This window comes from Nocardioides pollutisoli, from assembly GCF_040045055.1.
In the GTDB taxonomy this organism is placed as follows: domain Bacteria; phylum Actinomycetota; class Actinomycetes; order Propionibacteriales; family Nocardioidaceae; genus Nocardioides; species Nocardioides tweenelious.
In genome coordinates this window covers 653,068-667,385 of sequence record NZ_JBDZDU010000001.1, presented here as the reverse complement: position 1 = coordinate 667,385, position 14,318 = coordinate 653,068, and the positions used below count along the sequence as shown (strand labels likewise).

Annotated in this window: 14 protein-coding genes; 9 read left to right on the top strand and 5 right to left on the bottom strand. The window is 72.0% G+C overall.

The features are described from left to right. Window positions 1-3: 3 nt before the first annotated feature. Window positions 4-1,161, bottom strand: a complete 1,158-nt coding sequence (locus ABLE68_RS03175; RefSeq protein ID WP_348869735.1) for a class I SAM-dependent methyltransferase — start codon at window positions 1,159-1,161, stop codon at window positions 4-6. A 192-nt stretch (window positions 1,162-1,353) separates the two neighbouring features. On the opposite strand from ABLE68_RS03175, the gene groES reads away from it, so the two are divergent. Both groES and groL read left to right on the top strand, forming a co-directional pair. Further along, window positions 1,354-1,647 (top strand): co-chaperone GroES, encoded by a 294-nt coding sequence (gene groES / locus ABLE68_RS03170; protein WP_028643071.1) that lies wholly within the window; start codon window positions 1,354-1,356, stop codon window positions 1,645-1,647. Window positions 1,648-1,731: 84 nt separating this feature from the next. Beyond that, window positions 1,732-3,357, top strand: coding sequence for a chaperonin GroEL (groL, locus tag ABLE68_RS03165; protein ID WP_348869734.1), 1,626 nt, complete (start codon window positions 1,732-1,734; stop codon window positions 3,355-3,357). A 51-nt stretch (window positions 3,358-3,408) separates the two neighbouring features. On the opposite strand, the gene ABLE68_RS03160 is transcribed toward groL, so the two are convergent. Next, window positions 3,409-4,887, bottom strand: coding sequence for a hypothetical protein (locus tag ABLE68_RS03160; RefSeq protein ID WP_348869733.1), 1,479 nt, complete (start codon window positions 4,885-4,887; stop codon window positions 3,409-3,411). A 106-nt stretch (window positions 4,888-4,993) separates the two neighbouring features. Between ABLE68_RS03160 and ABLE68_RS03155 the strand changes: the two genes are divergently transcribed. The 7 genes from ABLE68_RS03155 to ABLE68_RS03125 all read left to right on the top strand — a co-directional run bounded on the left by ABLE68_RS03155 (window position 4,994) and on the right by ABLE68_RS03125 (window position 11,381). Then, complete coding sequence (locus ABLE68_RS03155) at window positions 4,994-5,890, top strand: GNAT family N-acetyltransferase (protein ID WP_348869732.1); 897 nt, start codon at window positions 4,994-4,996, stop codon at window positions 5,888-5,890. Window positions 5,891-5,916: 26 nt separating this feature from the next. Next, entirely contained in the window at window positions 5,917-7,419 is a 1,503-nt protein-coding gene (gene guaB, locus ABLE68_RS03150) for an IMP dehydrogenase (RefSeq protein WP_348869731.1), read from the top strand. Window positions 7,420-7,470: 51 nt separating this feature from the next. Continuing rightward, window positions 7,471-8,082 carry a TetR family transcriptional regulator gene (locus tag ABLE68_RS03145; protein ID WP_348869730.1) on the top strand — a complete coding sequence of 204 codons (612 nt, stop codon included), beginning with the start codon at window positions 7,471-7,473 and terminating at the stop codon, window positions 8,080-8,082. A 79-nt stretch (window positions 8,083-8,161) separates the two neighbouring features. Then, window positions 8,162-8,962, top strand: coding sequence for a collagen-like domain-containing protein (locus ABLE68_RS03140; RefSeq protein WP_348869729.1), 801 nt, complete (start codon window positions 8,162-8,164; stop codon window positions 8,960-8,962). 64 nt (window positions 8,963-9,026) lie between these two features. Further along, window positions 9,027-10,133: a GuaB3 family IMP dehydrogenase-related protein gene (locus ABLE68_RS03135; protein WP_348869727.1), complete on the top strand. Its 1,107-nt coding sequence runs from the start codon at window positions 9,027-9,029 to the stop codon at window positions 10,131-10,133. Beyond that, window positions 10,126-10,596: a ribonuclease HI gene (gene rnhA, locus ABLE68_RS03130; RefSeq protein ID WP_425475605.1), complete on the top strand. Its 471-nt coding sequence runs from the start codon at window positions 10,126-10,128 to the stop codon at window positions 10,594-10,596. The genes ABLE68_RS03135 and rnhA overlap by 8 nt, the downstream gene beginning before the upstream one ends. Beyond that, window positions 10,593-11,381 carry a carbon-nitrogen hydrolase family protein gene (locus tag ABLE68_RS03125; RefSeq protein WP_348869726.1) on the top strand — a complete coding sequence of 263 codons (789 nt, stop codon included), beginning with the start codon at window positions 10,593-10,595 and terminating at the stop codon, window positions 11,379-11,381. Before rnhA ends, ABLE68_RS03125 begins: the two co-directional genes overlap by 4 nt. On the opposite strand, the gene ABLE68_RS03120 is transcribed toward ABLE68_RS03125, so the two are convergent. From ABLE68_RS03120 to ABLE68_RS03110, 3 genes are all read right to left on the bottom strand, one after another. After that, the gene (locus tag ABLE68_RS03120) at window positions 11,372-12,610 is read right to left on the bottom strand and encodes an RNA polymerase sigma factor (RefSeq protein ID WP_348869724.1); all 1,239 of its coding nucleotides are present in this window, start codon (window positions 12,608-12,610) and stop codon (window positions 11,372-11,374) included. The genes ABLE68_RS03125 and ABLE68_RS03120 overlap by 10 nt on opposite strands. Continuing rightward, window positions 12,607-12,957, bottom strand: a complete 351-nt coding sequence (locus ABLE68_RS03115; RefSeq protein WP_348869723.1) for a YciI family protein — start codon at window positions 12,955-12,957, stop codon at window positions 12,607-12,609. The genes ABLE68_RS03120 and ABLE68_RS03115 overlap by 4 nt, the downstream gene beginning before the upstream one ends. 82 nt (window positions 12,958-13,039) lie before the next feature. Then, window positions 13,040-14,248 (bottom strand): CapA family protein, encoded by a 1,209-nt coding sequence (locus ABLE68_RS03110; protein ID WP_348869722.1) that lies wholly within the window; start codon window positions 14,246-14,248, stop codon window positions 13,040-13,042. Window positions 14,249-14,318: the final 70 nt, after the last annotated feature.

Genomic DNA, 14,318 nt, shown 5'->3' with positions numbered 1-14,318 from the left:
CCGTCAGAACGGCGTGACGAGGAGGGCGGTGCCGTCGCCGGCGACCCGGGTGAGCACGATGGTCGCCTCCTCGTCGCCCCGCAGGGCGAGCCGCTTGCGCAGCTCCTCGGGGACGACGTCGACGCCACGCTTCTTGATGGTCAGCCGGCCGATGCCGCGCTCGCGCAACGCTGCCCGCAGCGGCTTCTCGCGGTAGGGGAGCTCCTCCACGACCCGGTAGCCACGGGCGAAGGGCGTGCGGAACGACTGGTCGGACGTCACATAGGCGATGTGCTCGTCGACGAGGCCGCCGTCGACGCCGGCGGCCACCGCGGTGACCAGCCCGGCCCGGATCACGGCGCCGTCGGGCTCGTAGAGGTAGTCGCCCACCGCGCGCACCGGAGCGCCCGGGTCGTCCTCGTCGGTCAGGGTCGCGAGCCCGCCGTCGCCGATCACGGTGGCCCGTCGTGCGGTCGTGGCCAGGCGGCCGGACCAGAGCGCGGCCTCCTTCACCTCGCCGTGGTCGCTGACCCACTCCGCCTCGACCCCCGCGGGGACCAGGTCGTGGGGGATGCCGGGCGCGACCTTCACGCACGCGTCGCGAGCGAGCAGGCCGAGGACGAACGGCCACGGCGGAGTCCAGTCGTCGACGTCGAAGGTGCGGCCGCGCGCCGTACGACGGGCGGGGTCCGCGAAGGCGACCTCGAAGGGCGTGGTGTCGACGCTCGTCGCGTCGGCGACGCTGACAGCACCGTCGAGCCCGAGGGCATCCAGGTTGGCGCGGGCGACGTAGACGCGGAGCGGGTCCAGGTCGACACCGGCGCAGACGAGACCGGCTCGCGACGACGCGATCAGGTCGCCTCCGATCCCGCAGCCCAGGTCGATCACGGTCTCGGTGCCGGCCGCGACGAGGCGGGCCGCGCGGTGCTCGGCGACCCGGAGCCGGGTGGCCTGCTCGTAGCCGTCGGGCGTGAAGTACATCCGGTCCGCGAGCTCGCCGAACTTGTCACGTGCCCGGACGCGCAGGCGGGCCTGGGTGATCGCGGCGGCGACGTGGGCCGCCTCCGCCGTACGCCGCAGCCGGGTCTGGGTCTGCAGCGAGTCGTCCCCCGCCTCGACCGCGGCCGCGAGCAACCGCTGACCGTCGTCGGTCAGCAGCCAGCGGAAGGCGTCGAGGTCCACCGGGTGATCGTGTCAGCCGGGGGCACCGTTGGCACTCGGTTGGGGGGAGTGCTAGTTTCGGATCTGGCACTCTCCCCGTGAGTGTGCCAGCGCTTGCGAGCTCGGTGCGACCCCCGCGACGGCGTACCGGAACCGCGAGCACAGACGTGAACCACCCACACATCGAAGTGCCAGAAAGTGGAGGTCGACATCGTGTCGGTCAACATCAAGCCTCTCGAGGACCGGATCGTCGTCAAGGCCCTCGAGGCCGAGCAGACCACGGCTTCCGGCCTGGTCATCCCGGACACCGCCAAGGAGAAGCCCCAGGAGGGCGAGGTCCTGAGCGTCGGTCCGGGTCGCATCGACGACAACGGCAACCGGGTCCCGCTCGACGTCAACGTCGGCGACAAGGTCATCTACAGCAAGTACGGCGGCACCGAGGTCAAGTACGCCGGCGAGGAGTACCTCATCCTTTCCGCGCGCGACGTCCTCGCGATCGTTTCCTGATCTGACGGGTCGTGTGCCTGACGACGGTCCTTCGGCCGTTGTCAGGCGCACGACCCGATCTTGTTTTTCTGACGTAGGAGAGAAATGCCCAAGATCCTGGAGTTCGACGAGAACGCCCGCCGCAGCCTCGAGCGCGGCGTGGACAAGCTCGCCAACGCCGTCAAGGTGACGCTCGGCCCCAAGGGCCGCTACGTCGTCCTCGACAAGAAGTGGGGCGCCCCGACCATCACGAACGACGGTGTCACCGTCGCCCGTGAGATCGAGCTGGACGACCCGTTCGAGAACCTCGGTGCGCAGCTGTGCAAGGAAGTCGCCACCAAGACCAACGACATCGCCGGTGACGGCACCACCACGGCCACCGTGCTCGCGCAGGCGATGGTCCACGAGGGCCTGCGCGCCGTCGCCGCGGGTGCCAACCCGATGGGCCTCAAGCGGGGCATGGACGCCGCGGCCGAGGCCGTGGGCGACGCCCTCAAGGAGGCCGCGCGCGAGGTCGAGTCCGTCGAGGACATGGCGTCGGTCGCGACCATCTCGAGCCGCGACGCCGTGATCGGCGACCTGCTCTCGCAGGCCTTCGACAAGGTCGGCAAGGACGGCGTGATCACGGTCGAGGAGTCCAACACCATGGGCACCGAGCTCGAGTTCACCGAGGGCATGCAGTTCGACAAGGGCTACATCAGCCAGTACTTCGTCTCCGACCCGGAGCGCATGGAGGCCGTCCTCGACGACCCCTACATCCTTCTGCACCAGGGCAAGATCTCGTCGGTCTCCGACCTGCTCCCCCTGCTCGAGAAGGTCATCGCCGCCGGCAAGCCGCTCTTCATCCTCGCCGAGGACGTCGACGGCGAGGCGCTCTCGACGCTGGTCGTCAACAAGATCCGCGGCACCTTCAACGCCGTGGCGGTGAAGGCTCCGGCCTTCGGCGACCGTCGCAAGGCGATGATGCAGGACATCGCGACCCTGACCGGCGGCCAGATCGTGGCTCCCGAGGTCGGCCTCAAGCTCGACCAGGTCGGTCTCGAGGTGCTCGGTCAGGCGCGTCGCGTGGTCGTCACCAAGGACGACACCACCATCGTCGACGGCGCGGGCGACACGGCCGAGGTCGAGGGCCGCGTCAACCAGATCAAGGCCGAGATCGAGAACACCGACTCCGACTGGGACCGCGAGAAGCTCCAGGAGCGCCTCGCGAAGCTCGCCGGTGGCGTGTGCGTGATCAAGGTCGGCGCCGCCACCGAGGTGGAGCTCAAGGAGAAGAAGCACCGCATCGAGGACGCCGTGTCCGCGACGCGCGCCGCGATCGAGGAGGGCATCGTCCCCGGCGGTGGCTCCGCTCTGATCCACGCCGTGTCGGTGCTCGAGGGTGACCTCGGCCTGACCGGCGACGAGGCCACCGGTGTCCGCGTGGTCCGCAAGGCGGCCGACGAGCCGCTGCGCTGGATCGCCGAGAACGGTGGTGTCAACGGCTACGTCGTCACCACCAAGGTCCGCGAGCTCGGCCTCGGCAACGGCTACAACGCCGCCACCGAGGAGTACGGCGACCTGGTCGCCCAGGGCGTCCTGGACCCGGTCAAGGTCACCCGCTCGGCACTCGTCAACGCCACCTCGATCGCGGGCATGCTGCTCACGACCGAGACGCTGGTCGTCGAGAAGCCCGAAGAGGAAGACGACGCCCCGGCCGCTGCAGGCCACGGGCACGGCCACGGCCACTGATCCACCCCTGACGTTGACCCGCCCGAAGCTTTCGGGCGGGTCGACGTCATTTCAGCCGCAGTCGGGAGTGACCTCGGGGCGCTCGACGCCCTTGAGCAGGTAGATGGTGCCGCCGTTGCAGCCGGTGCCGTGCTCGACGTAGCGCTGGTCGACGACCGACCCGAGCTGACCGACGCCGGTGTCGGTCCAGGCGTCGAAGTCGACCCACTCGACCAGCCAGGTCGGCGCGTCCGGCCCGCCGAGCAGGGCCGCCAGGTCGGCGTACCCCGGGTCGCGGGTGCGCATCGGCAGGCTCCAGAGGTAGGGGTACGGCGAGGAGAGCCCGCTGGTGTCCTGGAGGTCGGCCCGTCCGCCGAAGACGACCAGGGTGTCCCCGGGCTCCGCGGCGTCGGCGATCGCCCGGCCCGTGTGGACCTCGTCGAACTCCTGCTGCCCGGTGGCGTTCCAGACGATCCAGAAGACCATCGCCAGCACGGCTGAGACCACCGAGGCGACCACCACGCCGCGCATGATCCGCCCGGCCCGGTCCGGCCGCCCCGCGACCAGCGCGACGCAGAGCACGGCGCTCGGCACCAGCGGCACCAGGTAGTCCTGCCAGTAGCTGCCGCCCGCGACGAGCGCGACCACGTCGAACGCCACCACCGAGACCGTCGCCGACACGAGCGGCGGGTCGTCGGGCCAGAGCCGTCGCAGGTGTACGAAGAGCCCCGCGATCACCGGCAGCAGCCCGCAGCCGATCGCGATCGCGATGAGGATCATGGCCCGGCGCTGCGGGGCGTCGCTCGCCCCGTCGGCGATCACCCGGGCTGCATCGGTGCGGAAGCCGTAGACGGCGTACCAGAGCGTGGAGAGTCGTACGCCGGACTCCAGCGCCCAGCCCACGGTGGCCAGCACCGGCACGGCTGCGCCCGCCACACCCGCGCCGGCGAGACGGAGCGTCTCGCGGACGTGGAGGCGACCGGCGAGCGCAGAGGCGACGAGCAGCACCGCCGCGAAGACCAGGGCGGATGCCAGGTTCTGCTTGATGCCGAGCGCCGTGGCGCCGGCCAGGCCGGCCGCGAAGGCGGACCAGGTCGAGCCGCGGCGTACGGCGCTCAGCGTCAGCAGCATGCTGCCGAGCAGGAGGGGGAGCGCCAGCAGCTCGCCCTTGACCGCGACGACGTCGATCATCGGGTTGGCCAGCAGGGCCGCCGCGATGAAGGCCGCCCACGGTGCCGCTCGCAGGCCGGTCGCGAGGCGGGCGACGTACGCCGCGAGCACGACGACCGCCGCCGCGACGGCGGCACCCAGCAGGCGGAGCGTGATCTCACCGCCGGTCAGGTCGACGACCTTGAAGACCGCGATCAGCAACGGGGGCCGGTCGACCCAATAGGGCCCGAACATGCTGTCCGGCTGCGGGTCCCACGACCGCGCCACGAGCAGGAAGCCCGCCTCGTCGGCGCGGAGCGGCCGGGTGAGTGCGGGGAGTCGTGCGAGGAACACCAGGACGACGGCGACGGCGACCGGGTGGCGCCTCAGGAGTCCGAGCACGCGATCAGCCTCTCAGGTCCCACCGTGCGCATGGTGCGCGGCACATGTAGCACTGCGGAAACACTGAGGTCTCGATCCGGCAACGTCGGGCGGCCACGCTGGGCCCATGTTGTGGAGGGTACGTACGACGCTGCCCGACCGACCCGGGGCGCTGGCCATGCTGGCGGCGACCTGTGGCGAGGCCGGCGTCAACATCTTGGGACTGCAGATCTTCCCGGGCATCGAGTCGGTGACCGACGAGCTGGTGCTCAGCACCCCGGACGACTGGACCGAGGCCGACCTCGCCGACCTGATCGGCCGGAGCGGTGGCCTGTCCGTGAGCGCCGGGCCGTGCACCGAGGCCGCGCTGAGCGACCAGCCGACGCGCTACGTCCAGGCGTCGCGCACGATCCTGGCCCAGCCGGCCTCCTTCCCCGAGGTGGTCGCGCGGCTCTTCGACGCCGAGGCGGACCCGACCGCCGGGAGGGGTCAGGACCTCGACGTCATGGACATGACCGTCGGCGACGTGCAGGTGCAGGTGCGCCGCTCGGCGCCGTTCACCGCGACCGAGCACGCGCGCGGCGCGGCGATCGCCGACCTGGTCTCCGACGTCCTCGAGCGCAGCCGCGAGAGCGCGATGTCGCCGAGCCACAGCCGCCGGGTCGGTGGTGGGGCGACACCGGAGTACACCGTGGACGGTGACTCGGTCGCCGCGATGATCGACGGGACCCCCGTGGGGCTGGCCGTGGTGCGGCCGGCGGCCGAGGAGCCCGGCGTACGACCGGTGACGCTGCGCGTCGACCCGGCGTGGCAGCGGCGAGGCATCGGCACCCGTCTGCTCGTCGACGCGGCCCGACTGGCCCACACGCTGGGTGCCACCGAGATCGTGCTGACCACCCGGTCCGACAACCAGGCGGTGCTGCCGATGGTGATGGCCGCGGGCCTGCGCGGGCGGATCCGGATGGCCGCCGACACCCTCACGGTGCGGGTGCCCGTCCGCGACCTCAAGCCGCTTCGTAGTTAGGCGCGCTGCGCCGGTAGGCTGGGGGAGTGGAGCTGCCGGAGAAGTTCGCCGCACTGGGTCTGACCTACGACGATGTCCTCCTGCTGCCCGGTCATTCCGACCTGGCGCCGGCCGACATCGACCTCACCTCGCGGCTCACCCGCGAGATCTCGCTCAAGGTGCCGCTCGTCAGCGCCGCCATGGACACGGTCACCGAGTCCCGGATGGCGATCGCGATGGCCCGCGAAGGCGGCCTCGGCGTCCTCCACCGCAACCTCTCGATCGAGGACCAGGCCTACCAGGTCGACCTCGTGAAGCGGACCCAGACCGGCATCATCTCCAACCCGGTCACGATCACCCCTGACCGGACGCTGGAAGACCTCGACCGGATCTGCGGCGAGTACCGCGTCTCCGGCCTCCCGGTGGTCGACACCGACAACCGGCTCCTCGGCATCATCACCAACCGCGACCTGCGCTTCACCCCGGTCGCCGAGTGGGCGACCACCAAGGTCGACGAGGTGATGACGCCGATGCCGCTCATCACCGGCCCCTCCGACATCTCCCGCGAGGACGCGACCGTGCTGCTGCGCCGGCACAAGCGTGAGCGACTGCCGTTGATCGACGACGCGGGCCGCCTCACCGGCCTGATCACCGTCAAGGACTTCGTGAAGGGCGAGCAGTTCCCGCTCGCGTCCAACGACGCCGCCGGCCGCCTGATGGTCGGTGCGGCGATCGGCTACTTCGGCGACGCCTGGCAGCGCGCGACCACCCTGATCGACGCCGGCGTCGACGTGCTCGTGGCCGACACCGCCCACGGCAACGTCCGGATGCTGCTCGACATGGTCCAGCGCCTCAAGAGCGACCCCGCCACCCGCCACGTCCAGGTCATCGGCGGCAACGTCGCGACCCGCGAGGGCGCCCAGGCCTTCGTCGACGCCGGCTCCGACGCGGTCAAGGTCGGGGTCGGGCCGGGCTCCATCTGCACGACCCGGGTCGTCACCGGGGTCGGCGTACCCCAGGTGACCGCGGTCTACGAGGCCTCGCTCGCCTGCAAGCCCGCCGGCGTCCCGGTGATCGCCGACGGCGGCCTCAAGCACTCCGGCGAGATCGCCAAGGCGCTGGTCGCCGGCGCCGACACCGTGATGATCGGCTCGCTCCTGGCCGGCTGCGACGAGTCGCCCGGCGACCTGGTCTTCGTCAACGGCAAGCAGTTCAAGTCCTACCGCGGCATGGGCTCGCTGGGCGCCATGTCGAGCCGTGGCAAGAAGTCCTACTCCAAGGACCGCTACTTCCAGGCCGAGGTCGAGAACGACGACAAGATCGTCCCCGAGGGCATCGAGGGCCAGGTCGCCTACCGCGGCCCGCTCTCCGCCGTCGCCCACCAGCTGATCGGTGGGCTCAACCAGTCGATGTTCTACACGGGCTCCCGGACGATCGGTGACCTGCAGGAGAACGGCCGGTTCGTGCGGATCACCCAGGCCTCGCTCCAGGAGAGCCACCCGCACGGCGTGCAGATGACCGTCGAGGCGCCCAACTACTCCGGTCGGTAGACCAGCAGGGCGTGGTGACCTGACGGGGCCCTGGTTCCCTAGGGTGGCGTCGTGACCGCGCGGCGTTATGACACGACTCGCCGACAGGCCGCTGCCCAGGAGCGTCGGACCCGGGTGGCCGAGGTCGCGGCGGCGCTGTTCGCCGAACGGGGCTGGGTCGGGACGACGGTCGCTGCGGTCGCCGCGGAGGCCGGTGTCTCCACCGAGCTGGTGACCAAGGCCTTCGACGGGAAGCCGGGGCTCTTCATGGCTGCCTTCCGGCAGGCGAGCTTCGGGGGCAGCACGGACCTGCCCGGCGTCTTCGCCGAGCTGCGGCTCGAGGACGAGCCCGACCTCGACGTACGTCTCGACCGGCTGGTCGACTTCGCCTGTGCATCGCTGGTGCCGATGGCGCCGCTCGTGCCGGTGATGACCGCCGGCGCCGAGCACGACGCCGACCTCCGCCGACTGGTGCGAGCAGCGGAGCTCGGGCACGCCGAGACGGCCCGCGAGGTCGTGCGGCTCCTGGCTCCCGGTCCGGTGGGCGACGACGTCGTCGACGAGGTCTACGTGCTGACCCTCGCGGAGACCTACCTCGCGTTCGTCCAGCAGCGGGGCTGGAGCACGGAGCGGTACGCCGCCTGGCTGCGGCGCTCGCTGCGCGCCGTCCTCGACTCCGGTTGAGCACTCCTGCGAAACGCCTGCGCGGGCCTCGTCTATTGATTACTGTCCACCTGTATCCAAATTACGGGAGGAAACAGTCATGAAGCTCGGGGAGCTGGTGCGCTCGCGCACCGTCGTGGTCGGGGTCTCGGCGGCCGTGCTGGTCATGTCCGGGGCGGCGGCGTTCTCCGCCGTGTCGCGCGACGCCGACTCGGTCGTGCGTGCCTGCTACCAGCGCGAGACCGGCAAGGTGCGGATCGTCTCGGTCGACGGTGCCAAGGTGGCCAAGGGCTGCACCGGCAAGGAGACGGCCGTGTCCTGGAACCAGAAGGGCCAGCCTGGCGAGGCCGGTCCGACGGGCGAGGCGGGCGCCGCGGGTCCGACCGGCGCGACGGGTCCGACCGGCGCAACGGGGGCGACGGGGGCGAGGGGACCGGCGGGCGAGCCCGGGGACGTCGGTCCGTCGGGTGCGCCGGGTCCGTCGGGTGCGCCGGGCCCGTCGGGCGCGGCGGGCTCGCAGGGACCACGCGGCCTTCAGGGAGACGCGGGGCCTTCCGGGCCTGCCGGCCCGTCGGGGGCGCCGGGCTCGCCCGGTCCCTCGGGTGCGGCGGGAGCGGACGGCGCCGACGGGGTCTCCGGCTACCAGCAGGTGTACACGGACACCGTCGTCGACGCCGGCACGACCGACGATGCCCGGGTCGCGTGCCCTGAGGGCACCCACGTGCTGGGCGGGGGCTACCGCGCCCGGGAGCTGGGCGGAGGCTTCGTGACCAGCTCCTCGGTGACCGCCACGGAGAGCTTCCCCGCCGACAACCAGTCCGGCTGGGTGGTGCAGCTGGCCAACGGCGCCCAGGGCAGTGTCCGGGTCACGGTCTTCGCGCTGTGCGCGTCCGTGAGCTGACGGCGCCCGGGCGGTCGAGGGTGCCCGCTTCGACACCGTCGGCTCCCGATGGGAAACTCATGGCGTGACGGACATCGAGATCGGCCGGGCCAAGCGGGGCCGGCGTGCCTACTCCTTCGACGACATCGCGATCGTGCCGTCGCGGCGCACCCGCGACCCCGAGGAGGTCAGCACCACCTGGCAGATCGACGCCTACCGGTTCGAGCTGCCGATCCTCGCGGCACCGATGGACTCGGTGATGTCGCCGGCCACGGCGGTCGCGCTCGGCCGCTTCGGCGGCCTCGGCGTGCTCAACCTCGAGGGCATCTGGACCCGCTACGAGGACCCGACCGACCTGCTCGAGGAGGTCGCCGGCTTGCAGGGCGTCGACGCGACCCGCCGGCTGCAGCAGATCTACACCGAGCCGATCAAGCCCGAGCTGATCACCGAGCGGCTGCGCGAGATCCGCGAGTCCGGGGTCACGGTCGCCGGGTCGCTCTCGCCCCAGCGCACCAAGGAGTTCGCGAAGGCCGTGGTCGACGCGGGCGTCGACATGTTCGTCATCCGCGGTACCACCGTCTCCGCCGAGCACGTCTCCTCGCAGGCCGAGCCGCTCAACCTCAAGGAGTTCATCTACGAGCTCGACGTCCCGGTCGTCGTCGGGGGCTGCGCGACCCACCAGGCCGCGCTCCACCTGATGCGCACCGGTGCGGCCGGCGTGCTCGTCGGCTTCGGCGGCGGAGCGGCCCACACCACCCGGACGGTGCTCGGCGTCGCCGTACCCATGGCCTCCGCGGTGGCCGACGTCGCGGCCGCCCGTCGCGACTACCTCGACGAGTCCGGCGGTCGCTACGTCCACGTCATCGCCGACGGCTCGATCGGCAAGTCCGGCGACCTCGCCAAGGCGGTCGCCTGCGGCGCCGACGCCGTGATGGTCGGCTCGCCGTTCGCGCGCGCCACCGACGCGCCGGGTCGCGGCTTCCACTGGGGCACCGAGGCCCACCACCACGACCTCCCGCGCGGCCAGCGCGTGCAGTTCGACACCGTCGGCACGCTCGAGGAGATCCTCTTCGGTCCGTCCCGCGTCGCCGACGGCACGATGAACCTGGTCGGCGCCCTCAAGCGCTCGATGGCCACGACCGGCTACACCGAGCTCAAGGAGTTCCAGCGGGTCGAGGTCGTCGTTGAGTGACGGCCCCCTGGCGGACGAGGTCGTCATCCACACCGACGGCGCCTGCATCCCCAACCCCGGGCCCGGCGGCTGGGGAGCGTTGCTGCGCCAGGGTCCGCACGAGCTCGAGCTCTGCGGCGGCGAGGCCGGCGCCACCACCAACAACCGGATGGAGCTGATGGCGCCGATCCAGGCGCTCGCGGCCCTCAAGCGGCGCAGCGTGGTGCACATCTACACCGACAGCACCTACGTCCGCAGCGGCATCACCTCGTGGGTGATCTCCTGGCAGCGCAACGGCTGGCGGACCAGCGCGAAGCAGCCGGTGAAGAACGTCGACCTCTGGCAGCAGCTGGTCGAGGCGGTCACCCACCACGACGTCGAGTGGCACTGGGTCAAGGGCCACGCAGGTGACGAGGGCAACGAGCGTGCCGACCGGCTCGCCGCGCGCGGCCTCGAGGAAGCCGTCCAGGCGGCCCAGGCATGAGGGTGGCAGCGGGTCAGGCGGCCTCGGTCTCCGGCGACCTCGACGCCAACGTCCGCCAGGCGGCTCGGCTCACCGACCTGGCGGCCGGCCAGGACGTCCGGCTGCTGGTGCTGCCCGAGGCGTTCCTGACGGGGTACGACGTCGCGGCGTTCGACGGACCGCTGCCCGACGCGGGCGACCTGGACGGCTCCTGGCTCGACCCGCTGCGGTCGGCGGCTGCGCCCGGAGTCACGGTCGTCGTCGGCACCGCCCTGCGACGTGACGGCGCGCGGCGGCTCTCGCAGGTCGTGGTGCGACCCGACGGGACCGCCACGGCGCCGTACGACAAGCAGCACCTCGACGGCCTCGAGAAGTCGACCTTCACCACCGGTGACCACGGTGCCTCGATCATCGTCGACGGACACCAGCTCGGGCTGTCGATCTGCTACGACGGCTGCTTCCCCGAGCACGCCCAGGCCGCGGCGCTCGACGGCGCGGTCGGCTACCTGAGCTCGGCGGCGTACTTCCCGGGCGGTGCGCACCGGCGCGACCTCTACTACGCGGCGCGGGCGCTGGAGAACGGCATGTACGTCGTCTTCTCCGGTCTGACCGGCCGGTGCGGCGACCTCGAGTTCATCGGTGGGTCTGCGGTCTACGACCCCGAGGGTCGGCCGATCGCGCGGCTCGACGACGAGGAAGGCCTCGCGATCGCCGACCTCGACGTCGAGCTGGTCGCCCAGACCCGGGCCACGCACACGATGACCAGCGACCACCGGCCGTCACTGGGGGAGCGCACCTACAGCTGATCGCGTCGGCGCTCCAGGTGGCGGCGCTCGGCCGGGTTGGTGGTCAGCCCGATGGCGGTCTCGTACGCCGCCCGCGCCGCGTCGGGCTCGCCGGCGCGGGCCAGCAGGTCGGCCCGCGTCGCGTGCAGCAGGTGGAAGTCGTCGAGACCCTCGACCGTGGCGAGGAGTCGCAGCCCGGCGTGCGGGCCGTCGGCCTGACCGGCGGCCACCGCATGGTTGAGCCGGACCACCGCCGAGCCGGTGAGCGCGTCGAGCTGCGCGTAGGCGCCGACGATCGCCGGCCAGTCGGTGTCGGCGTACGTGCGGGCGTTGGCGTGCTGGGCAGCGATCACGGCCTGCAGCTGGAATGCGCCGGGCCGGCCGGCGCGCAGGGCGTCGGCGAGGAGGCGGTTGGCCTCGGCGACCATCGCGGCGTCCCACCGGCTGCGGTCCTGGTGCTCGAGCAGGACGAGTTCGCCGGCGCCGTCGAGGCGGGTGGCGAAGCGGGCGCGCTGGTAGAGCTCGAGAGCGAGCAGGCCCGCGGTCTCACCCGACTCGGGCAGCAGCGACCGCACCACCCGGGTGAGCCGGATCGCCTGGTCGGCGAGGTCGACGCGGAGCAGCCCGGGATCGCCCTGGCTGAGGTAGCCCTCGTTGAAGACCAGGTAGAGCACGGTGAGCAGGGTGTCGACCCGCTCGTCGAGCGCGTCCGGGATGGTGAGGGGGATGCCGGCGTCGCGGATCTTGCGCTTCGCCCGCACGATCCGCTGGGTGATCGCCGGCTCCGGCACCAGGTAGGCCGCCGCGATCTCGGTGGTCGTCAGGCCGCCGACCAGGCGCAGGGTGAGAGCCACCTGGGCGTCGCGGTTGAGCGCCGGGTGGCAGCAGAGGAGGACCAGCCGCAGCTGCTCGTCGGAGACGTCCATCTGGTCCGGGTCCTCCTCCACCAGGCCGCGGTCGGCGGCGGGCTCGGCCGCCTCCGCCAGGTCGTACGCCGCCGTGTCGGTGCGGCGTCGCGCGGACGTCGTACGCCGGATCCGGTCGACGGCGCGGCGGCGCGCGACCGTCAGCAGCCAGGCCGCAGGGTTGTCGGGGACGCCGCGCTCGGGCCAGGTGCGCACGGCTTCGAGCAGGGCGTCCTGGACGGCCTCGTCCGCGAGGTCGAGGTCGCCGTGCTGGCGCGCGAGGATGGCGAGCACCCGCCCGCTGTCCTCGCGCGCCAGCCGGGTGAGCGCGTCGTCGAGCGTCACGCCCCCGGTCGGTACATCACCGGGCGGACCTCGACCGCCGCCGGGACGGGCATCTTCTGGGCGAGCATGATCGCCTCGTCGAGGTCGCGGGCCTCGACGAGGTAGAAACCGCCGACCTGCTCCTTGGTCTCGACGTAGGGACCGTCGGTGACGGTCCCGGTCGCGAGGTTGGCGACCGTGGCGGTCGTGGACGGCCGCAGGCTCGCGCCGGTGATGAAGTGGCCGCCGTCGACGAGCATCTGGTTGTAGGCGAACCAGGCGCCCATCAGGTCCTCGAACCCGTCGGCGGTGGGGTCGGCCGGCGTCGCCTGGGACTCGTCGACGGTGATCAGGAACATGTACTCCATGGTCTGGCTCCTCGGACGGGGATGGGCCTCGTGCTCATCCTGACGTGGGGATGTCGAAGCGCACCGGCAGAACCGACAGGTCTCAGGGCAGGGAGTCCTCGATCAGTCCCGCGTTGTGGCCGAGGCCGTTGACCGCGGACCGGATGGAGGCCAGGTGCTCGCCGCTCGCGCCGACGATGCGGATCGGGTTGCCGCGGGCGTAGTGGTTCCACTGGGTCGGCACGTACGCCGCGCGGGTGACGTCGTACGTCCCGTCGGGCGCCTGCGTGAAGCCGAACTCCACGGTGATGCCCTCGTAGGCGTCGGGGGTGGTGACGTCGTTCTGGGCGATCATGTTGCCCATGCCGTAGACGACCCACGTGCCGTTGACCCGGGTGATCGGCTGGACGACGTGGGCGTGCTCGCCGAGCACCAGGTCGATGTCCGGGTCGGCGGTGAGGTCCTGGGCCAGGGCGGTCTGCGTCGCATCGGGCAGGTGGTCGTACTCCGTGCCCCAGTGGACGTGGGCGACGACGATGTCGGCGCCGGCCGCGCGCGCCCGCGCCGCCTGTGCGTGCAGGTCGTCGGTGTCGCCGAGCTGCGAGACCGCCCACTCCTGGCCGGAGGGCAGGACGTAGCCGTTCAGCCCGTACGTCGCCGCCACGATGCCGACCTTGACGCCCTGGTCGGTGGTGATGATGACCGGCGTACGGCGTTCCTCGGGGCTGCGGAAGGAGCCGACGTGCGCGACCCCGGCTGCGTCGAGGAGGTCGGCGGTCCGGAGGATCCCGTCGACGCCCGCGTCCATGCTGTGGTTGGACGCCGTCGTGCAGGCATCCCAGCCCATGGTGCCGATCCAGGGCGCGATCGCCGGCGGCGCCGCGAAGACCGGATAGCTCCGCAGCTTGTCGCCCGGCGCCGCGAACGGCACCTCCTCGTGGCAGATCGCCACGTCGGCCGACTCGACGACCGGCTTCATCGCCGCGAACGCCGGGTCGAAGTCGAAGCGTGCGCCGACGCCGGTTCGGGCGTGGTCCTCGGCCGCGCTGAACCAGACCGTGTTGTGCCACAGCAGGTCGCCGCTCATCACGATGTCGGCGGTGCGCGGGGCGGGCTCGGTGGGGTCCGCCGGGTGAGGGGTCGCACCACCGGACGGCTCGCCCAGGGAGATCGTCACCTCGGCGTCCGGCTCGCTCGCACCGGTCGGCTGGGGGCGGATCGCCCAGGCGGCGACGACGGCGACGACGAGCAGGCCGACGGCGCCGACGAGCGCCACCACGGCGGCGATCGCGCGCCCCGGTCGAGTGGTCACGGTGCATTCAACCGGGTGGAGGCGGACCCGCGCGGAACATTGCCGTCATGTGCGTTTGCGACACTGGACA